This is a genomic window from Nocardia sp. CA-135398, from assembly GCF_050955845.1.
Taxonomy (GTDB): Bacteria; Actinomycetota; Actinomycetes; order Mycobacteriales; family Mycobacteriaceae; genus Nocardia.
In genome coordinates this window covers 6,754,172-6,774,371 of record NZ_CP192084.1, presented here as the reverse complement: position 1 = coordinate 6,774,371, position 20,200 = coordinate 6,754,172, and the positions used below count along the sequence as shown (strand labels likewise).

Annotated in this window: 20 protein-coding genes; 11 read left to right on the top strand and 9 right to left on the bottom strand. The window is 64.8% G+C overall.

The annotated features are described in order from the left end of the window. Window positions 1-790: 790 nt before the first annotated feature. Window positions 791-1,681 carry a helix-turn-helix transcriptional regulator gene (locus ACQP1T_RS30110; protein ID WP_433756413.1) on the bottom strand — a complete coding sequence of 297 codons (891 nt, stop codon included), beginning with the start codon at window positions 1,679-1,681 and terminating at the stop codon, window positions 791-793. 159 nt (window positions 1,682-1,840) lie between these two features. On the opposite strand from ACQP1T_RS30110, the gene ACQP1T_RS30105 reads away from it, so the two are divergent. Then, window positions 1,841-2,434, top strand: coding sequence for a short chain dehydrogenase (locus ACQP1T_RS30105; protein WP_433756412.1), 594 nt, complete (start codon window positions 1,841-1,843; stop codon window positions 2,432-2,434). 461 nt (window positions 2,435-2,895) lie between these two features. On the opposite strand, the gene ACQP1T_RS30100 is transcribed toward ACQP1T_RS30105, so the two are convergent. Then, window positions 2,896-3,504 carry a TetR/AcrR family transcriptional regulator gene (locus tag ACQP1T_RS30100; RefSeq protein WP_433756411.1) on the bottom strand — a complete coding sequence of 203 codons (609 nt, stop codon included), beginning with the start codon at window positions 3,502-3,504 and terminating at the stop codon, window positions 2,896-2,898. A 65-nt stretch (window positions 3,505-3,569) separates the two neighbouring features. On the opposite strand from ACQP1T_RS30100, the gene ACQP1T_RS30095 reads away from it, so the two are divergent. Both ACQP1T_RS30095 and ACQP1T_RS30090 read left to right on the top strand, forming a co-directional pair. Further along, window positions 3,570-3,977: a PaaI family thioesterase gene (locus ACQP1T_RS30095; protein WP_433756410.1), complete on the top strand. Its 408-nt coding sequence runs from the start codon at window positions 3,570-3,572 to the stop codon at window positions 3,975-3,977. Between the two features lie 126 nt (window positions 3,978-4,103). Beyond that, entirely contained in the window at window positions 4,104-4,481 is a 378-nt protein-coding gene (locus tag ACQP1T_RS30090; protein WP_433756409.1) for a phage tail protein, read from the top strand. 223 nt (window positions 4,482-4,704) lie between these two features. Here ACQP1T_RS30090 and ACQP1T_RS30085 read toward each other — a convergent pair whose 3' ends face one another. Together ACQP1T_RS30085 and ACQP1T_RS30080 are read right to left on the bottom strand one after the other, a co-directional pair. Further along, window positions 4,705-5,814: a carboxylate-amine ligase gene (locus ACQP1T_RS30085; RefSeq protein ID WP_433756408.1), complete on the bottom strand. Its 1,110-nt coding sequence runs from the start codon at window positions 5,812-5,814 to the stop codon at window positions 4,705-4,707. Window positions 5,815-5,929: 115 nt separating this feature from the next. Beyond that, the gene (locus ACQP1T_RS30080; protein ID WP_433756407.1) at window positions 5,930-6,262 is read right to left on the bottom strand and encodes a hypothetical protein; all 333 of its coding nucleotides are present in this window, start codon (window positions 6,260-6,262) and stop codon (window positions 5,930-5,932) included. A 316-nt stretch (window positions 6,263-6,578) separates the two neighbouring features. Between ACQP1T_RS30080 and ACQP1T_RS30075 the strand changes: the two genes are divergently transcribed. Further along, window positions 6,579-8,030 (top strand): amidase, encoded by a 1,452-nt coding sequence (locus tag ACQP1T_RS30075; protein ID WP_433756406.1) that lies wholly within the window; start codon window positions 6,579-6,581, stop codon window positions 8,028-8,030. Between the two features lie 23 nt (window positions 8,031-8,053). On the opposite strand, the gene ACQP1T_RS30070 is transcribed toward ACQP1T_RS30075, so the two are convergent. Further along, entirely contained in the window at window positions 8,054-9,814 is a 1,761-nt protein-coding gene (locus ACQP1T_RS30070) for an FAD-dependent monooxygenase (protein WP_433756405.1), read from the bottom strand. Window positions 9,815-9,947: 133 nt separating this feature from the next. On the opposite strand from ACQP1T_RS30070, the gene ACQP1T_RS30065 reads away from it, so the two are divergent. Beyond that, entirely contained in the window at window positions 9,948-10,559 is a 612-nt protein-coding gene (locus tag ACQP1T_RS30065; protein ID WP_433756404.1) for a TetR/AcrR family transcriptional regulator, read from the top strand. Between the two features lie 688 nt (window positions 10,560-11,247). Here the strand turns inward: ACQP1T_RS30065 and ACQP1T_RS30060 are convergent. The 3 genes from ACQP1T_RS30060 to ACQP1T_RS30050 all read right to left on the bottom strand — a co-directional run bounded on the left by ACQP1T_RS30060 (window position 11,248) and on the right by ACQP1T_RS30050 (window position 13,883). Further along, window positions 11,248-11,919 carry an MspA family porin gene (locus ACQP1T_RS30060; protein WP_433756403.1) on the bottom strand — a complete coding sequence of 224 codons (672 nt, stop codon included), beginning with the start codon at window positions 11,917-11,919 and terminating at the stop codon, window positions 11,248-11,250. Between the two features lie 319 nt (window positions 11,920-12,238). Then, window positions 12,239-12,526 (bottom strand): putative quinol monooxygenase, encoded by a 288-nt coding sequence (locus tag ACQP1T_RS30055; protein WP_433756402.1) that lies wholly within the window; start codon window positions 12,524-12,526, stop codon window positions 12,239-12,241. Between the two features lie 148 nt (window positions 12,527-12,674). Further along, on the bottom strand, window positions 12,675-13,883 hold the full coding sequence (locus ACQP1T_RS30050; RefSeq protein ID WP_433756401.1) for an erythromycin esterase family protein: 1,209 nt from the start codon (window positions 13,881-13,883) through the stop codon (window positions 12,675-12,677). 112 nt (window positions 13,884-13,995) lie between these two features. On the opposite strand from ACQP1T_RS30050, the gene ACQP1T_RS30045 reads away from it, so the two are divergent. The 6 genes from ACQP1T_RS30045 (at window position 13,996) to ACQP1T_RS30020 (ending at window position 18,722) form a co-directional block, all read left to right on the top strand. Then, the gene (locus ACQP1T_RS30045) at window positions 13,996-14,691 is read left to right on the top strand and encodes a MerR family transcriptional regulator (protein WP_433762421.1); all 696 of its coding nucleotides are present in this window, start codon (window positions 13,996-13,998) and stop codon (window positions 14,689-14,691) included. 89 nt (window positions 14,692-14,780) lie between these two features. Further along, window positions 14,781-15,194 carry a hypothetical protein gene (locus ACQP1T_RS30040; protein ID WP_433756400.1) on the top strand — a complete coding sequence of 138 codons (414 nt, stop codon included), beginning with the start codon at window positions 14,781-14,783 and terminating at the stop codon, window positions 15,192-15,194. Continuing rightward, window positions 15,191-15,391 carry a DUF6186 family protein gene (locus ACQP1T_RS30035; protein ID WP_433756399.1) on the top strand — a complete coding sequence of 67 codons (201 nt, stop codon included), beginning with the start codon at window positions 15,191-15,193 and terminating at the stop codon, window positions 15,389-15,391. The genes ACQP1T_RS30040 and ACQP1T_RS30035 overlap by 4 nt, the downstream gene beginning before the upstream one ends. Window positions 15,392-15,672: 281 nt before the next feature. Beyond that, window positions 15,673-16,110, top strand: coding sequence for a hypothetical protein (locus tag ACQP1T_RS30030; RefSeq protein WP_433756398.1), 438 nt, complete (start codon window positions 15,673-15,675; stop codon window positions 16,108-16,110). Window positions 16,111-16,215: 105 nt separating this feature from the next. Beyond that, complete coding sequence (locus ACQP1T_RS30025) at window positions 16,216-17,340, top strand: PLP-dependent cysteine synthase family protein (RefSeq protein ID WP_433762420.1); 1,125 nt, start codon at window positions 16,216-16,218, stop codon at window positions 17,338-17,340. Then, window positions 17,337-18,722 carry an MFS transporter gene (locus tag ACQP1T_RS30020; RefSeq protein ID WP_433756397.1) on the top strand — a complete coding sequence of 462 codons (1,386 nt, stop codon included), beginning with the start codon at window positions 17,337-17,339 and terminating at the stop codon, window positions 18,720-18,722. Before ACQP1T_RS30025 ends, ACQP1T_RS30020 begins: the two co-directional genes overlap by 4 nt. On the opposite strand, the gene ACQP1T_RS30015 is transcribed toward ACQP1T_RS30020, so the two are convergent. Continuing rightward, on the bottom strand, window positions 18,616-20,076 hold the full coding sequence (locus ACQP1T_RS30015) for a short-chain fatty acid transporter (RefSeq protein ID WP_433756396.1): 1,461 nt from the start codon (window positions 20,074-20,076) through the stop codon (window positions 18,616-18,618). The genes ACQP1T_RS30020 and ACQP1T_RS30015 overlap by 107 nt on opposite strands. Window positions 20,077-20,200 lie beyond the last annotated feature (124 nt).

Sequence of the window (20,200 nt, the reverse complement as noted above, 5' to 3'; positions counted from 1 at the left end):
GCGCCAACCGGGCCGTATCCTCAGCCGCGGTCTCGACTGCAGCGGGCGGATCTTGCGCAGGATCCCATGCTCACGGTCGGTAAGCCGAGCGAAGAAGCTGCTGCAATAGCAGTGTGTCTAGGGCCAACTGCCTTGAACGAGTGCTTGAGTTGTCTCATGCAGTCGTTGATCGCTGTAGTGGGCACGCTTCTAGGTGCAGTGGTGGGGGTTTTGGGTTCGTACACCACGCAGCGTCTCAGCTATCGAAGGGAATCATCAGAGCGGCTGGCGACGGTCCGGCGGCAGGCCTACGTTGAATTCCTCGTCGCTGTTCACGACATGTATGGACAGATCCTTGCGATACACCGAACGCTACGTGCTGGAACGATGACGCCAGTGCAAGCAACCCAGAGCCTCCACGAAGTACCCTCCCGAAATGCGCAAGCCGCCCTCGAAAACCTACGGCTTCTGGCCGGTGACGTGGTGGCTGGGGACGCAGCCTTCCTCTGGGCGAGGATGCGGCGCGACGACGAGCCTCTCGGTCGTGACCTTGATGCTCAACGTTTTGCTGCATGGCGAGAACGGTATTGGGACTCGCGTCGAAAGTTTATCGACGCGGCGAGACGTGATATCGGCTTCCGTTCCCTCGACTGGTCAACCGCTGGCGTTGGACCAGGTCGGCACCACAACGACATCTCGATCGACTCCGCGACTAGCTGACGCAACGTTGCCGCCATCCACATCCGACCGGGCGAGGCCGTGGCCTCTGGGCAGGCTGGCTGATCGGAGGTCAGGAGCGGTCGAAATCGCCTCAGTTTCGGACAGTTAGCCCTGTCCCTGCGGCAGGCGTAGTGGTGGCGGTCAGATCGGCGAGGAGTCGTAGGGCGGATGCGGAGGGTGAGCCTGGTTCGGCGTTGAACACAGCCACACGTTGTCCCTCGTCGTTCGGGAAGGTCATGAACTCGGTCATGAGTGCCAGGGTGCCCACGGTGGGATGGTGATAGGTGCGGGTGGTGCCGCCGCAGTCTCCGACCGTGTGTGCGGCCCATAGTTTCGCGAATTCGGCGCTTCCGAGGGTTAGTTCGCCGATCAGGTTGCTCAGAGCGGGGGCACCGGGGTGCTGTCCGGCAATGAGCCGCAGGTCGGCGACAGTGGAACGGGCCTTGCGGGGCCAGTCGTCATAGAGTTCACGCGTGTGGGGGTCGAGGAACATCATGCGACAGATGTTGGGGCGGTCGTAGGGGCGGTTCGGCGCATCGAAGTCGAGGTGGCCTGCCAGTAAAGCGTGCGCCATCGGATTCCATGCAAGAACGTCGAGGAAATGCCCCATGACCAGGGCGGGCACGTCCCCGAACGACTCGATCATGAGTCGTACCCCCGGCCGCACCCGCTCGGGCTTAACGGTCCGGCGGCGAGTTTTCGGCTTCGGCCGAGCCAGGGAGTACAGGTGCGCACGCTCGGCCTCGTCCAACCGCAAGGCGCGGGCGACAGCATCGAGTACGGCGTCCGAGGCATTGGGGCTCTGTCCCTGTTCGAGACGGGTGTAGTAGCCAGCGCTCACCCCGGCCAGCTGTGCAAGCTCCTCCCGCCGCAGGCCAGGCACCCGTCGCCATCCACCGTAGGTGGGAAGGCCGGCCTCGTCCGGCTGGAGCCGTGCCCGCCGCGATCGCAGGAACTCGCCCAGCTCCGCGTTCGTGCTCATGCGTACCAGTGTCGCCGATTCGTGGGCGCCGAACCTATACCTGCCAGATGTACCCACCACAGGTGTACATCCGGCAGGGGTCTGGGTCCAGGATGCCAATCGTTGCAGGCTGATTGCCAGGAGAGCAGCAACGACTGGATCAGACGAAAAGGACATGCGATGAAGATTCTTGTGATCGGTGCGACGGGAATCATCGGCAGCGCCGTCGCCGACGCCTTGGCGTTGCGCCATGAGGTCGTGCGTGCCTCACGTCGTGGGCCGGTGCGGGTGGACATGGCAGATACCGCGACGATCGACGCCCTGTTCGCGGAGGTGGAAGAAGTTGACGCGGTGGTGTGCTGTGCCGCGAGCGGCGGCTTGACACCTCTGGATGCCCTGTCGGACACGGAATTCTGGAGCGGTTTCGACGGAAAACTCGTCGGCCAGGTGAACTTGGTCCGGCGAGCGCTCGCTCGCGTACGGGACGGCGGATCGGTGACGCTCACCAGCGGCCGGTTCGCCGAGCCCGTCCCGGGAAGTTCGCTCGGCTATCTGGTCAACGCGGGCCTGGAGGCGTTCGTACACGCTGCGGCGATCGAGATGCCGCGTGGCGTTCGCCTGAATACGATCAGCCCTGGTTGGGTGCGCGAAACCCTGCTCAGCCTGGGCATGGATCCGGCTGACGGTGCCCCGGTCGCCGATGTCGCCCAGGCATATCTGGACGCCGTGGAAGGCACCGCCCACGGTCGAACGCTCTCTGTGAGCATGCCGTGACCGCCCCTTTCCGTCGACCGCGGCCGCCCTATCAGCGGGCGCCCGACCTCGCGACGGGTGACTTCACGAGCCCATCGGTGCGCACTGCCGGGTCAGAAGAGGGTGTCGCGAACCCGTAGCGGTCGGTAGCCAGTGGGGCCGCGCTGGGCAAGCTCGCCCTCGCGGACTAGTAGAAGAGTTGAAATACATTCAGCAGCAGCAGTTTTCGGTCGAAAGCCCGCAACCTGAGTGGACGAAGGGCTTCGTGGACGAGAGCTCAGAGATAGCTGTCGCTTCCGATGGAATACTGGATCAGGCACAGATTTGACTATTGATCCACGCGGAATACGAACGGGCGCTTGATGATTCATCACATAGCGGGCATTCTGATCGTAGGGCGATGGCGGGTCTTGTTCGAGGGGTGAGCACTACATGGATTAATGGGGGCCAGGTGACACGCCTTGCCTTGTCTCGGTGCTCGATCAATGGGCGGCTCTATCGGCTTTGGTCGGCAAGCTGTTCAGTAGCGTGCGCACCATGGTTGGTACCTGGGTGTCGAGTTCTGTGGGTATCGGTCGGTCGGCTGTGAGGTATCGCCGTACCGCGGCGTAGGGCAGGTCGACGACGGTGAGAAGGATTGTTGCCGTTGCCAATCCGGTTTCGGTGCGTAGTGAGTGGACGAGTGCGCGGATGGCCGTGTCCCATCGGGCTGATTCGTTGGCGCGCTCCGCTCGCGCGGTGGCGGGCCAGCTCTGGGGAGCGAAGTGGTGGACGCCGGCGAGCAGGACCTGCGCATCGAGCGGGCTGCTGCGGCACCATCGCACGATGTGGCCGGTGATCGCGGCGGCGGCCTCGACGGGATCGTCCTGGTCGAACAGGACGTACGCGTCGCGATGCAGGTGTTCGACGGCCCTGTTCCACAGGGCGGCCAGCAATGAGGGCCGGTCGGGGAAGCGGTGGTAGACCGACCCGCTCGGTGCGCCGGATTCCCGGATCACGCCGGACATCGTGACGCCTGCGGGACCCTGCGTGGCCAGCAGCCGCGCGGCAGCGTCGAGGATCGCCGCGGTGTCGTGTACGAATCTCACCACGCTGTAGAGATTACTCTCCACACATCCTTGTAGAGTGAAGTCTCTACAAAGATGAGAGGCCGATCATGACCATCACCACCGAAGACGTCTACCGACTCGCACCGTTCGTCCGCACACTCGGCGTGGAGTTCACCGAACTCACGCCCGCCGCGGTCACTGCCCGTCTGGACCACACCGTGGAGCTGTCGACGACAGGGGGTGGCCTGCACGGGGGTGCGCTGATGGGGTTGGCGGATGCGGCTGCCGCGGTCTGCGCGGTCCTCAATTCCGCCCCTGGGGCGCTGCCCGCGACGGCCGATTCGACGACGCATTTTCTGCGTCCGGTCCGCGCGGCGGCGCATGCGGTCGCCGAGCCGATGCGCATCAGCCGTAATGCGGTGGTGGTGGGTGTGCAAATCACCGACGAATCCGGCGAGTTGTGCGTGCATGTGATCCAAACAGTGCAGACACGCGTTCCGCACGCGGCCGCCTGAGGCCGAAAGATCGGCCCAGGACGGGATTGCGCGAATTCGCACTCCGGGGGTCCCGGCCACACCGTATTGTCGAGTGGCATTGCCTCATGAGGGAGAACCCACCGGTTACGAATTCAGGAGGTCGACATGCATATCCAGGACAAGGCCGACAGCCGCATCTTCGCCATCGATCTGGGCGATTTCAGGGTAGAAACGGTGCAGGACGTGATGGGTATCAGCACACCGTCGCAGGGCACGCTGGGGGAAGTGCGGATCACCCGGGGGCTTGATCGGAGCAAAGCGTTCACCGATTGGATCGAACGAACGTTGGCCGACGGCGGCGCGGATGACGCCAGGCAGGACATCACCATCACCGTGATGGACGCTGATGAGAAGCCCGGTCAGCGGATTCGCTTGCTGCGCGCCGTGCCGACCGGTTGGACGGAGCCTTCGCTCGATGTCGAGAATGCGGAGCCGGTCAGTGAAAGCGTCACCGTCGCCTACGAAGAGATGAGAATCGAGTAGCACAGTTCGCCGGGACGCTCCGTACGCCTGCGGCCAACGGCTCACCCGCACCGACTGGGATTCCCCCTGGTTTCCGAAGGTGCGAGAGCAGTTGGGGCGCAAGCAGCTTCAGGAGATCGGTGCACAGATGATCGAATTGCGGAAGACGGCACCGCGATCGCCCGCGCTGCCTTCAGCAGTGAAGAAAGGGCTCGATTCGGTCATTGCTTAACGGCGCGAAGTTTTAACCCACTGACAGGCCGTTTGTCAGCCGGAAGGATTCGACGAGGTCTTTCACTCCGAGCCTCGCCACGGTTCGCTGTCGGGCGGCACCGGTTCCGTGGTGTTCCAGGGCGGTGAGTAATCGCCTTGCCAGGGCGGTGTCACCGGCTTCTTCGAGTTCGTCGGCGATCCACTCGATCAGATCGCCCAGCATTTTCAGCGCCGGCACCTGTACTTCCTCGACCGTATCGACGGCGGGTCCGGTGAGACCATGTCGGGCGGCCGACCATACTGCGGCCGCCCCGACCTGTTGGTCGATATGCGGGCCCTCGATTCCGGCTTCCAGTTTGGCGATGGCGGTTTGTACCAGCCCACGCGTCAGTACCGCCTGTAGGACGGCATCGTCGACCGTCGCGGCGGTATCGGCGGCGCGAACTTCTACGGTGGGGTACACGTCCGAGGGGCGGGCCAGCCAGAACGACATGTGGCCATCGATGAGGACGCCGGATTCGACGAGCGTCGCCACTCGATTCTCATAGTCGTCGGCCGAACGCGCGTACGGCGGCAACCCCGAACCGGGGAACCGAGACAGCTCGGCGATCCGCCACGAGCTGTAGCCGGAGTCGTGACCGTTGTGGAACGGCGAATTCGCGCCGATCGCGATCAGGGTCGGTAACCATGGCCGTAGATGGTTGACAATGGCGACGGCTTGGTCGTCCCCGTCGACGCCGACATGTACGTGCGCACCGCAGGCGGTATAGGTCTGCGCCATTTCTCGATATCGGTTGTGGATCCGCGCGTATCGGCTGTCTTCGATGCCGCCACAGTGCGGGGTGCTGCAGATAGGCGCGTAGCCGATCGGCAGAACTACCAGTTTGCAGTCGTGCCCGGCGGTGGCGAGCTTCGCGCGGGCCGCGCGCAAATCCGAACGCAGGGTTTCCATCCTCGTGTGTACGAGGCTGACCGACTCGATCTGAACTCGCTGCAGCTCCGGTTTGAATCTGTTCGATTCGTCGGGTTCGAGGTTCGTGCGCATCCAGTCGAGAACCGCGTCCACCCCCGCGACCGGTACGCCACCGACGTCGAGTAGGAGAAACTCTTCCTCGAACCCCACTGTGCGCCGTTGCCGCATCGGATCCAACTTTCGTCGCGAACACTTCTGCCTCGCCGACATACCCGCGAAATATTGCGGCAAACACCTGGCAGCCATGACCTCGCGGCAGGTTCGCCGCGAACGGTGGTCAGGGTCAGCGCACGTGATCGCGGACGATCGCAGCGTGGGCATGCAGCACCGCGGGCAGCGTGCCGACGAAAACGGCGGTCGAGGCTTGATCGATGACCGTGGCATCGGCCCGGCATACCGTGAGCTCGCAGCCGATCAGGGGCCGCTCCAGCAAAGACAAGACGCGGGTCCAATGGTCGAGGTCGATGCGGCGGGCCAGCTCATCGAGCGCGGAGGCGACCTGCGCGCCGCTGCCGATGTGATACACGCTCCACCACACGCCCCGACCAGCGGGCCAGGTGAGATCCACCAGGCAGTCCAGCTGCTCGGCGGGGCTCACTATCGACTGTGTGGTCACCGAATCATTGTCCTCCTCATGATCAAGGGCCGGTGCTGGACCGACCACGCTATGACTCGAGTGCCGGTCACGACGGGATGGCAGGTGGGTCGGGCCGACCGGTCGCTATGTCTATTCGTGGCGTTTCAACATGGCGGTCGATTGACAATCGCCGCCCGGTGTGGCCTGCGTTGCGCCTGAATCGCTATGTGCTAGAACATTTTTCGTGATCCTCGATGCGTGTATAGAATTTCCTCGGTACAGCGGGTCCGGGGCTGATGCCTCGGCCACGAACCGCCGGGTGTGTTCGAAACCCCGGGGATAAAAGGAGGCCTTTATGCCCGGACCGGAGTTTGCGACTCTGCGTGATCAGGTGGCCGCGCTGCGGGCCGAAACCATCTCGGCCACCGAACTGCTCGAGCTGACCATCGCGCGGATCGATAAGTTCGACGACAAGGTCAACGCCGTTGTGGTGCGTGATTTCGACCGCGCCCGCGCCGCGGCGAAGCGGGCCGACGCGGCGCTGGCGCGCGGTGACCGTGCACCGCTACTCGGCGTTCCGGTGGCGGTGAAGGAATCGTTCAACGTCGCCGGTCTGCCGACCACTTGGGGATTTCCCGATGCCGAGGGTTGGCAGCCCGCCGAGGACGCGGCACTGGTCACGCGGGTCAAGGCCGCAGGCGGGGTCGTCATCGGCAAGACCAATGTGCCGCGGGCCCTGCACGACTGGCAGTCCTACAACGACATCTACGGCACCACCAATAACCCGTGGGACCTGACACGCTCGCCCGGCGGCTCCTCCGGCGGTTCGTCCGCCGCGCTCGCGGCCGGATATGTCTCGCTCGCGCTCGGCTCCGACATCGGCGGATCACTCCGCGTACCAGCGCATTTCTGCGGCATCTTCGCTCACAAGCCGTCACGGACACTGCTGCCCGGTCGCGGCAATACCCCACCTCGAACGCCCGCACTGCCCGCTCCGTCGGACCTCGCCGTGGTCGGGCCGATGACCCGCAGTGCCGCCGATCTGACACTGGCGACCCTGCTCCTCGCTGGTCCCGACGAGGTGGAAGCGGTGGCCTACAAGCTGGCGCTGGCACCGCCGCGCAGCGCCGAGCTCGAAAACTTCCGGGTGCTGGTCATCGATACTCATCCGCTGCTGCCGACCTCAACTGTCATTCGCGACGGTTTCGACCGCATCGCTCGAGGACTCGAAAAAGCCGGTGCCACAGTCGCCCGGTCCAGCGCGCTGCTGCCCGACCTCACCCTGACGGCGAATACCTACCTGACACTGCTGATGTCGCAGTTCGGCGCGGATGCCTCGGTCGACACCCATCGAGCGCTGCAGGTCGCCGATATTCCGCCGAACGCCGATACCCCGGAGGCGGTGATCCGCCGAGCGTTCGTGGCCAGTCACGGCGACTGGGTCAGGGCGGACCGGGTCCGCATCGACCTCGCCGACAAGTGGCGACGCCTGTTCACCGAATTCGATGTGGTGCTGTGCCCGATCAGCCCGACACCGGCCTTCCCCCACGACCATTCGGACATGGACACCCGCACCATCGACATCGACGGCACCACATACCCGTACAATTACCACCTGGTCTGGGCGAGTATCGCCACACTGATCGGGCTACCGGCCACCGCGGCACCCATTGGGCGCTCACCCGAAGGACTGCCCTACGGCATGCAGATCATCGGCCCCTACCTCGAAGACCACACAACCCTGCGATTCGCAGAACTGATCGAGCAGGAATTCGGCGGATTCACCCCGCCACCCGGCTTCGCATAAATGCCTGTCAACGAAATTCGATTTCACCCGACAGCCCTTTCGGGTATTCGGGCACCGCGGATTCGATCGATGATGTGCAGTGCGTTGGACGGCGCGATGTCGCCTCGCCATGCGACGTGTTGATCGGGCCGGAGCAGGACGAGGTCGCGTTCGTATAGCGAGCGGGCGTGGTCATCGCGGATGTCGACGACCTCGAGTGGCACGCCCCGCTGGGCGGCGGCGGCGGTGAGCGCGTCGACGTCGCGATCGGCGAATCGCAGCAGGGTGAAGCCGGGGCCGATGAGGTCGAGGACGGCTCGGCCGTCCGCGAGCCGGACGCTCGGAGGGCGGGCTCCGGGCCAGGTGCTCGGAATATAAGCGTCCATTCGCTGTTGCGGTGCTTGGGATTCGGGTTCGACGCATACGACGGGCGAGTGGTCGTACCGGTAGCCGAGCTCGATGCCGAGGGCCTCGTTCTCCAGATTCCCCAGATCGCTGATTTCTCGGCCGAGCCGTCGCCGGGTTCGATCGCCCAGCCAGCGCTCACTGTGCATCGAGGTTCGCGATACCGCCATGATCGCCACGCGGACGATGGCGTGGCGGGCCGCGGCTCGGCGATTGCGCAGAGCGACCGATCGGCGTTCCTGTTCGTAGGCCGCCAGCAGGCCCGGCTCGCCCCAGCCTTGGAGTTGGGCGGCCAGCATCCAGCCGAGCCCGACGGCGTCGCCCACTCCGGTGTTCATGCCGTAGCCACCGGTCGGCGTCACCTGATGTACCGCGTCACCGGCCAGCCATACCCGGCCGCGGCCGAACGAGTCGGCGACGGTGAGCCGGGGCGTCCAGGCATTGGCGACCAGCACCTGAATGTCGAACCGGCGTCCGACGCGCTCGAAGACGAACTCGCGCGGGTCGATGGCCTCGGCATCGATGCCCATGCCCAGCGGTGCGTGCAGGGTGAAGGTGTCCGCGTCGTTCTGGGAGATGATGGTCCACCCCTCGGGCGACTGCAGATGCCACAGCGTGCCGAAACGCCGGAAGACCTCTTTGTCGGCGGTGGTGAAGTGCACCAGATAGAAGCGCCCATCGGCAGGACGCGCGCCGGTGGTCAGAAGATCCTGCGCGAGTAATTTGACCACACGCGGCATGCCGAGCTCCTTGATCAGCATTGTGCGCACATCGATTTCGTGGTTGCCGATCCCGAGTTGCTGTCGAGTGCGGCTGCCCGCGCCGTCACAGCCGACGAGGTACCTTGCGCGGACGGTGCGGCGTTCTCCGGTCGCTGGGCACACCAGTTCGGCGGTGACGCCGTCGACGTCCTCGATGAAGCTGTCCAGTGCCCAGCCGTAGTGGACTCGAACATGGCGGGACCGGTCCTGGAGGAGGTCCCGCAGGGTTGGTTCGAGAATTACCTGGGACACCCGCATCGCGGGTTCCAGCGGTTGGGTTCCGTCGCCGTGCCGGTGAATGTGCTCGTAAGCCTCTGCGACGCTGGGGTATTCGAAGGAAGCCAGCTCCCAGCCGACGGCGTTGGTCGCCCACGTCACTTTGATCCGGTGGTCAGCGGGGATCGCCACCTTGCGCAGATCATCGGCGACGCCCAAGCGGCGATACAGCTCCATGCTGCGACAGTTCGTGATGTCCATCTTCGGGTGCTGGGTTGTGGTGGGGTTCCGTTCCACCACAACGCAATCCACGCCGTTGTAGTCCAGCTCCAAAGCCAGCGTCAAGCCGACCGGACCTGCACCGATCACGAGCACCGGCGTCGTCTCGGCCGGGGTGGTGAATCCGCTGGGCGAGCTGTTCATCTCGTTGTACCTTCCTTCTGATGGCGAGAATTGAACAGTAGTGTTCATTGTGTGTCAATAGCGTGTTACATGAAGCGCTGTTGATCCATCGATAACAAGTGCGTAGTGTTTGGGCGAACTCAGGAGGAGCGCTATGAACGCGATGCAACGTCGGATTGCCACCGCGGCGATGAAGCTGTTCGCGGAGCGGGGAAGCGTCGACGTGACGATCAGTGAGCTGGCCGCGGAGGCTGGCATCGCTCGGGGCACGCTGTACCGCAATGTCGAGTCGATGGAGGGGCTCTTCGCGCAGGTCCGTGCGCAACTCGCATTCGAACTCCACGACACGAACGTGCGTGCCATGGATGCGCACGGCGACCTCGACCCGCCGCTGCGGCTGGCCGTCGGTACGCGCATATTGGTGCGTCTCGCCCAGGAGAACCCGGCAATCGGCCGTTTCATCGTCCGATACGGGCTCACCGACGAGTCGTTGCGCGAGATCATGACCGGACCGCCGATGCAGGATGTTGCGGCCGGAGTCGCCGCCGGTCGTTACGTCATCACGCCCGGAACGGAAGTCAGTATCGCGTCGATGCTCCTGGGCACCACGATCAGCGCGATGTGGACCGTGCTCGAGGGGCACCAGGGGTGGCGCGAAGCCGGAACCGGTGCGGCCGAACTACTTTTGTGTGCCTTGGGGGTGCCCAGGGACGAGGCGCGGCGGATAGCGGCCAGCCCCTTGCCGAACGTGACCTTCAACTTCTGAGCGTCGGCTACTTCGCCATCGTGCGGTCAGTGTCGACTGAATTCATCAGGATCCCGTAACGAGCCTCGAAACGGCTACTCGGCCACCTCGAGAATTCTGAAACCGAAATCAATATTTGCAGACGGCAAGGACGGTATTGAACGTTCGGTAGGCGCCATAGACATGCGGCAAACCGTCACCTATGCTCGGAGATACGCCGCAGTCTTCGATAATGGCTGTCGGACAGAAATATCGAGTCCAAAATCTCCTTTCGTATGTAAGGGATATATCAATGGGCACAAGCAAACACAGGGTTTCTGACCCGCGTCGACAGAAGATGATTTCGATTGTCGTGGCGGGAGCGGTTCCACTGGCGCTCGTGCTCGGGGGAACTGCGATCGCGAACGCCGGCGCTACGTCGGCCACGGTGACCCGGTCCGACTACCTTCAGTCCGGCTACGCGGTGCCCCCGCCGCCTCCACCGCACGTGCCTTCGCCCGATGAGCCTGAGCTCCAGCCGCACCCAGAGCGCCCTGACCCAGAGCAGACCCAGCCAGAGCAGCCTCCGCCCGAGGAGAGCACGCCCGGCCAGTCGACCCGGTGATCGATTCACGAACGTCCGATCGAGATCGGTGAGCCGCACCGACTCCGGCGGCCCTGAATACGATGAGCGGCCCGCCATGGCGGGCCGCTCACTGCGGGACTGCCCCTAGAACGCGAATTCTGTTCCGTAGCCGGTTGTTTGGGCGGTTCCGTTGGTACCGTCGGCGCGCACGGTGACGAAAGGCATCGCCGATGCGGGCGACATGCATCCGCTGATGTTCAGTGGCGTGTTGGTGTGGCTGAATGTGTAGGGGAATGTCGCGTCCTGATCCAGGCTGGCTGCACCGATAACCACCGCCGTGACGTTCCCTGGTACGAGGGTTATCGAGATCGCTCCGGCGAGACCGGCATTGACGCCGACATTCGGTGAAATTGCGACGGTCACGCTGGGCGACTCACCAAGGGTCAACGCGAGCGATGGTGCGATACCCGCGCTGACGCCGACGCTCGGCGCAATCCCGATGGTTACGCCTTCGGAGACATCCACGGCGCAACCGACCAGATATCCGATCGCAATTTCCCCGCTGCGAACGGATGAAGCGCCGTCGACAGACACCGAATAATTTCCGGACACCTTGGCCGCGTGCACGAACGGGATTCCCGTTACAGTATTGGCTCCGGCCGGGACGGAATTGTTCACATCCACCGATGCGACGACGTGCATGCCGCCGCCATCGACCTCGCCGGGTTCCGCGTCGGCGGGTGCGTTGACAATGCAGGTCGCTGCACCGACGATCGCCGTGAGCGTTGCAAAACTCCTCAGATATTTCCTGGTCATAGCACTCCAGTCGACTAATTACCGACACAGACTGTTCCGTAAAAATGGATTGCTCTCGACACCGGGACTCGAAGTGTCTACCCGCACAGAAGGTTCGATACGGGACCAGCACTCGAACCTTCCGGCAGACCCTACCGTATCTACGAGACAACTGATCTCATGCGCCGCGTTACTCATCCGGCATGTCCGCATTCGCCATGCCGTTGTGGTGGTTGATGTGTCGTCGGGGAGCGCTCAGATTGTGCGGCGACACAGGGACGCATGTGCGTGGCGAGCTGGATTACCCTCTGCGGACGGTGCGGTCCGCAGAGGGTGGGTGTCAGAGGGTGTCGAAGAACTCGAGCTTCGGGGGCGCGGCCAGAAGTGGCGCCATGAGCTTACCGGCGGCGCGGAAGTGGTCGGAGCGGCTGTGCGCGTCCAAAGCGTCCTTGTCGGAATAGATTTCGAAGAATCGATAATGGTTGGGATCGGCCTGGGAGCGGGTCAGCTGGTAGACGTGATTGCCGGGTTCGTTGGCCCGGACCTGGGTGACGAGGTCGGCGACGACGGATTCGAACTCGAGGCCTGCTCCGTCCTTGACGGTCACATCGGCGGTTACTGCGAGCATGGTTCTCCTCAGGGATGAACGGACGACGGAATGAATGGTTACATCGATGCTCAGTCGGCGGCGACGAGCAGGCGGTCGTCGTGGCGAATGTCTGCGCGGGCAATGATTTCGGTCGCTGGACTCAGCGGGCCGGAGGACCGGAGTGCTGCTACCAGTACTGATGCCGTTTTCCGTCGGTGTCGGCGATGAAGATGACCGCATCGGCGCCGTCCAGCACTGCCGGGGTAAGCGGAATGTGGCCGGGCACAATCGGTTCGCCCGTGCCGATCGACGCGGGAAGCGCGGCACGCATGGCCGATGTCGGGAACAAGGCACGGCGGTCGGTCGCTTCGGAGAGCATGCCCTGGAGGGTGGCCGGATCGCTGTCGGGGTTGGCGTCGGTTGCGAGGAACGCGTAGCGCTCGCCCAGGGTGAGTCCGACGAGTGCTCCCGCGTTCCCCCAGCTCGCTTCGTGCTCGCCGCGGGGCTGGGTGTGTTGTAGATGGCTGTTGTGCGCGAAAACCAGGCACGGCCCGCGTCGCTGCTCCTGCGCGACGATCGCGAGCAGGTTCTCGGCCATCATCTCGGCGCGCACGCTGAGCAAGGTCGCGATGCGATCGGGTGTGCGGCTGGCCATGGCGGCGTGATAGCGCAGCAGGCCCTGGGCGGTGCGCGCGTGCGCGACGGCGTGGGCGTAGCCGGTCGGGTCGGCGGCGTGTAGGTCGGGCGCCGCGCGGTGCAGCGCGCTGACGAGGTCGTCGGCGAGGATGCGCAGGGCGCGGGCGCGGTCGGAGTCGCCGATGGATGCTGCCGGGTCGTACATGGCCGCCGGGTTCGTCCAGTCCGTGTCCTCGCCGACCAGCGTGTCGAGGTCGCGGACCGATTCGGGCCGCAGCGCCGCGGGCAGGTAGTCGATGACCGAGGACAGTGCGCGTCGCGGGCTCGGCGCCGCGGAGTACTCCACCGGCGCGTCGAAGCCGTAGCAGCGAATCCGGTCCTGCGGCGCGCGGCTGGCGTTGTGCGTGCGTAGCCATTCGATGAGTTCGCGGTTGCCCGGCACGGCGCCGAACCCGTGGCTGAACCCGCTCGCGAGCACCTCGTCGATCTCGGCGGTGGCCCCACCCACGTACTCGTCCACAACGGAGGCGGCAAAGAAATCGATCTCCAGCACGATCGATCGGTACCCCCGTTCGACCAGGTGACCGAGGATTTCGTTGCGCAGCAGTGGGAACGCCTCGATCCCGTGTGTCGGCTCGCCGAGGGCGAGCAGGGTCGGCGGTTCGGTGCGCGCCGCGAACAGCTCGTCGAGCGCACGGCCCAGGCTGGCCGGGTCGTCGAGTTGGCGGCCGATTCCACGCAGTGCAGCGGCAGTAGACATGAACACTCCTTCCGTAAGGAACTGCCTGCAACGCTATCGTTGAAGAATCGTGTGAAACTTCGGTGATTTCTACCTGGATTCGACAGACAAAAGCCTCAATCGGAGGTTCGAGCTGCGCCCCATCGACCTCGCCAGGGAACATGGTTTGTCCGCCCAGGCGATCCGCAACTACGACGACGCGGGCATCCTCCCGCCGACCGAGCGCAGCGTGACCGGCTACCGGCGCTACACGCCACTGCACGCGCAGGCCTTGCGCACCTTCCTCGCGTTGCGCGGTGGCCACGGCCACCAGCAGGCAATGGGGATCATGCGCGCGACCAACCGAGGCGACATCGAGTCCGCCTACCGGCTCATCGATGCCGCGCATGTCGAGCTATTCGCCGAACGCAACACCCGCACCGAGGTCGCCATGGCTCTCGGTGCCCTGTCGACCGCCACGCCCACCCCTGTCCTCGGTCGATCCCTGACTGTCGGCGAACTCGCCCGCCGACTCGGGGTGCATCCGGCGACGCTGCGCACTTGGGAGACCGAGGGCATTCTGCGCCCCGAACGCGACCGAGCCACCGGCTACCGCGAATACGGACCCGACTGTGTGCGCGACGCCGAGATCGCCCGACAACTGCGCCGGGGTGGGTACCAGCTGCGCCAGGTCGCGCAGTTCCTCGAGTCGCTGCGCGCGGCGGGCGGGTCGGACGCATTGCGCGCCTTCCTCGACTCCTGGCAGGACCGGCTCACTACGCGCAGCCGCAACCTACTCACCGGCGCGGCCCAACTCGACGCCTACCTCGCTCTACTCGATCAGAACTAGCGGCGGCAAGGTTCTCGAACATCTCGGTAGGCGGTGATCTGCCAGCGATACATACCCGAATACGGTGCTCAGGGACTTATTCTGCCCAAGTGACAAGGGCACCGGCGCTCTCGGCGCGACCATTTCGGCGACGAATGCCGCTACTGGTCGTCGGTGTCGGGCTGGCGGCGGGTGGGGCCGCCACTCGACCGTTCAGTTGGTCGGCAACCGTACTGGTGGTGGTGCCGGTGGTCGTGGTGTCGGTGGTGGCATTCCGTTCGAGGTCGGAGCAGATACCAAGCACCCCTCGGCTGCGGCGCGGAGTGGCTGTTTGGTCGACGCTGCTGGTCACCGGGACGGCGTGGGAAATGTATGCCTTTGTGCGGCAACCGAATTGGCTACGGCCGAGCGACCTGCACCCGACTTTGTCGACGCTGCTGGATCCGGCGCTCGAGCAGTGGCCGCTGCGGTTCGCCGGATGGTTGGTGTGGCTGGCTGTCGGCTGGTGGCTGGTGTCGAGATGAGCGATCGGGTGATTGTCATCGTCGGGTTCGGGCTGGTGCTGGTGGTCGCGCTCGGCTTGGTCGTGATCACGCATGTGCGCCGGGATCTGGTCGCGCCGGTGGGTGAAACGATTGCGTACCTGACGCGCAATCGGGTGGTGAGGATTGCCGCTGTGCTCGTATGGGCATGGATCGGTTGGCATTTTCTCGCGCGATAAGGGCAAAGGACCGTGGATCTGATCACATAATCCAACTGGCTACGTACGGAGACAGTAGATTGTTTCCGCGGGATGTCGATCAGGTAGCTTGGCGGTGTCGAAGACTGGACGTCCCAAAGTTGTTCGTGGTCAAGTTGATTCGTTGGGCAGGAGCCGCAGAGGTGAGTCGGGACGGATTGTCGCCGCTGAACCGCAGTGTCATCTCTGCTGTCGCGATGCGTACTCGACCGGTAGTGGGGCGGCTCCTTGGACGGTCGTTCACTTCCACTCGCGGCGACATCGTGCCGTTGCGAAACCGGTTCTTCGGTCGGTTGCGGCTCGGTGGCTCTGCGCTCGCACTGCTCGCCGCGGTGCTACTGGTAGCGCCGATGTTCGACTGTGCGCTGACTGGAGAGCACTCCCACGCACACGCGAGTCACGCTCCGGAGCAACAATCGGTCATACCGCTCTCGGCGGACCTGCACGCCGCCGCCGCCATTCATCCGCCCATGTGCGCCTGCTCGTCGCACGCCGGGCACTGTGTGCTCGAGTCGGTGCTGCCCAAAGGTATCGGGCAGGTTCCGGCCCTGCTCTTGGTCACGTTGGCCATGATGGCGGCCCTGGTTGCCGTTGCCGCGGCGACCCCGGCCGGGCTGAGTGTGCGTGGCCCACCGCTCGTCTCCGTGCCCGCCGCTCATGGCCGCGTCATCTTGACGCATCTCTGTATCGCTCGACGCTGATCGGTCAGCGCCAGGCCGACATTCTTGTGCCGTCGGCCGGTGTCCGCTGCCCGCCTCACGTCCTCACCGCCGCTCGCGGCGGATTCGATACAGGAAGCGACAGTCATGGACAAGATCGTGCTCGACCAGCGCGTGGAGACACCGCTGCTGGTCACCGCGCCGATGGCGGCCCGGCATTCGGAGTCACTGGTCGGCAACACACCGGTGTTGTGGGTCGGCGCGCCGCTGGCACCGCCCGGACGGGGATTCTGGGCCAAGCTCGAGGGGTTCAATCCCGGCGGGATGAAGGACCGGCCCGCGTTGCATATGGTGCGCCGTGCCGAGCAACGTGGTGATCTGGCACCTGGTGCGCGCATCATCGAATCCACCAGTGGCACACTCGGTCTCGGGCTGGCGCTGGCCGGAATGGTCTATCGGCACCCGGTCACCGTGGTGACCGATCCGGGCCTGGAGCCCATCGTCGAGCGGATGCTGACCGCCTACGGCGCGCAGGTTGACGTAGTCTCCGAGCCGCATCCGACCGGAGGCTGGCAGCAGGCCCGCCGCGAACGCGTCGCGGAACTGCTCGACCGCGAGCCCGACGCGTGGTGCCCGGATCAGTACACGAATCCGGACAACGTCGTCGGCTATGAATCCCTTGCGCTGGAATTGGTTCAGCAACTCGGCCGGATCGATGGGCTCGTCTGCGCGGTCGGGACCGGTGGGCACTCGGCCGGGGTGGCTCGGGTGCTGCGTTCGTTCAATCCGGACCTGAAGCTGATCGGCGTGGATACGGTGGCCTCGACCATTTTCGGTCAACCGGCGGGTTCGCGACTGATGCGCGGCCTCGGGTCGAGCATCCACCCGTCGAACGTCGACTACGCCGCATTCGACGAAGTGCATTGGGTGGCACCCGCGGAATCGGTGTGGGCTTGCCGCACCCTTGCCGCCACCCATCATGCCAGCGGTGGTTGGAGTGTCGGTGCGGTCGCGCTGGTTTCGGGATGGGCGGCGCGAACGCATGACCCGGGCACCCGCATCGCCGCCGTCTTCCCGGACGGGCCACACCGATATTTCGACACCGTCTACAACGACGCGTACTGCGCCGAGCACGGCCTGCTGGATGCCACGCCACCGACCGAGCCCGACACCATCGGCCATCCCGCCGAGCGGGTGGTTCGCACTTGGACCCGCTGCACCAGCGTCATCGATCCACGTAACCTCCTGCGGGACAAGGGGCCAGCGGCATGACGATATTCGCGAAGTTCCGCAGCTTCGATCTCGCCGCGCGGTTGCTCATGGTCAACCAGTTCGGCATCAACCTCGGCTTCTATATGTTGATGCCGTACCTGGCCGGATATCTGGCGGGTCCGTTGGGCCTGGCGGCGTGGGCCGTCGGTCTCATGCTCGGTGTGCGCAATTTTTCGCAGCAGGGCATGTTTCTGGTCGGTGGCACCTTGGCTGACCGCTTGGGTTACAAGCCGCTGATCGTGGCTGGATGTCTTTTGCGCACAGCAGGTTTCGGGCTACTGGTGTTCGCGACCTCGTTACCGGGATTGCTGATCGCCTCGGCGGCAACGGGTTTCGCGGGCGCGCTGTTCAATCCGGCGGTGCGCGCATACCTGGCCGCCGACACCGGCGAGCGTCGGGTAGAGGCCTTCGCGGTGTTCAACATCTTCTACCAGGCGGGGATCCTGGCCGGTCCGCTGGTCGGATTGGCATTGATGGCGCTCGATTTCCGAGTCACGGCCGGTGCGGCGGCGGTGGTTTTCGCCGGGTTGACAGTGGCGCAGCTGTTCGCGCTGCCGACCCGGCACGGCGAGCAGACCACGGAGCGAACCTCCGTGCTGGAGGATTGGCGCACGGTATTCGGCAACCGGCGTTTTGTCGCGTTCGCGGTGGCGATGATCGGTTCCTATGTGTTGTCGTTCCAGGTCTATCTCGCGCTACCGCTGCAGGCCGAAACCATCGCCGGTGCCCGCTCGGATGCGCTGACCTCGGCGATGTTCGTGGTGTCCGGCGCCGTTGCGGTTGCCGGGCAGCTACGCATTACCGCGTGGTTCCGTGCCCGGTGGGGGACCGGGCGCAGTCTGGTCGTCGGCATGGGCGTGCTGGCGGTGTCGTTCGTGCCGTTGGCCGTGGTGCCTGGTCCGGGTCGATTCGGTGTCGCCGCAGCGGCCGTGGTGCTGTTGTCGGCGGCGGCGCTGCTCGCCGTCGGCACGGCGGCGGTGTTCCCGTTCGAGATGGATACGGTCGTATCGCTGTCCGGCGGAAAGCTGGTGGCGACGCACTACGGCTTCTACAACACCGTGGTCGGCGTCGGCATCCTGGTCGGCAATCTGGCCACCGGCGTTGTGGTGGGCGCCGCCCGCCCGGCAGGCGTGGATTGGGCGGTGTGGGTCGGACTCACGCTGATCGGGGTCGTCGCGATGTTCGCGCTACATCGACTGGACCGCGAGGCCGGTACCAACCGACCTCCCACTCGGCCGCAGGGCGGAGCGCCGCGGACTCGCATCGGGCCAGCAGTCACGGGGTTGCGGGCAGGATCGGAGGGACGTATTCGAATGTCATTCCGAGCAGCCATACCAGAAGCAGGACCACCGGCAGGTGGAATAGGAACTGCAGGAACGTGAATCCGACGAGATCGCGGGCCCGCAGTTTGAGCACTGCCAGCAGCGGCAGCATGAAGAACGGGTTGATCAGATTCGGCAGCGCCTCGGCAACGTTGTAGATCTGTACTGTCCAGCCGAGGTTCATGTGCACATCGGTCGACGCCTGCATGACATAGGGGGCTTCGACCAGCCATTTTCCGCCGCCGGACGGGACGAAGACGCCGAGGATCACGGTATAGACGGCGATGACGACGGCGAAGCTTCCGCCGCCGCCGATGCTCGTGAAGAAATGCGCGAGGTGTTCGGAGATGGTGAGTCCGCCCCTGCCTTTGGCTTTGGTGAGGATCGCGGCCATGGCGGCGTAGAGCGGGAACTGGACGAGAATTCCGGCCGTGGCGGGTACGGCGAGGGAGATGGCCTGCAAGAACTTGCGCGGGGTCCCGTGCAGCACCAAGCCCAGCATGAGGAAGACGAGCAGATAACCATTCAGGCTGCTGACCACGGTAAGCACCGGTTTGGTGGTGAGCTGGGAAACCAACCAGCCCGCGGTCAACACCGCGGCCAGGATCGGCAGGATACGGCTGTACTCGAGCCACTCCCCGGGACGGGAGCGTGGAACCACTTCCGCGGGCTGGTCATCCAGGTCGACGTCCAGATCCTGTGCGGTCTTGATCGCCGCGTCCTTCGGCGCCGAGAAGTGCGCGATCACCACCGTGAGCGCCATGATGATGGCGCACATGAGCAGGGACTGCCAGGTGAAGATCGTGTGCCCGAAGTCGAGGACACCGGTGATTCGCAGCAGGGCCGCGGGCAACGAGGCGGCGGTGGCCTGTAGCTGCGCGGCCGATGAGGAAATTCCCAGCGCCCACACGGCGCCCAATCCCATGAACGCCGCCGCGCCCAGTGCGCGATAGTCCACCCGGAGATCGGTCCGACGGGCGATCGCACGGGCAAGCAGACCGCCGAAAACCAGGCTGAGTCCCCAGTTCACAAACGATATCGACATCGAGAGGAACGCCACGAAACTCACTGCGCTGCTGGCGGTTTGCGGCAAGGTGGCCAGTCGGTCGATCAACCGGGCGACCGGCGGGGAGGTGGCGATGACGTATCCGGTGAGCACCACCATCGCCATCTGGAGGGTGAAGGCGGTCAGATCCCAGAAGCCGTCGCCGAACGCGTTCGCGACTGTGCGCGGCGACGAACCGTTGGCCAGTGCGGCCACGGCCACGATGAATACGCCAGCCAGTGCGACAACGTAGGCGTCCGGGAACCACTTCTCTGTCCACCTCGCGAGCGACTGCGCAACCCGCGCAAGACCTTTCTCACTGGTTGCTTCGACCCTCTCGGGGCCGGTTTCGGTACTGGTGGACGTCATCTCGTCGTTCCTCATCTTTCTCTCCACGAGCCGGTGCATGTGACGCACCGCACAAGGCTCGCCTGGCGAGTATCGATGTCCCCTTGTGTCGAGACAAGAGAGAAAAGCGCAGGTACGGTCTGCA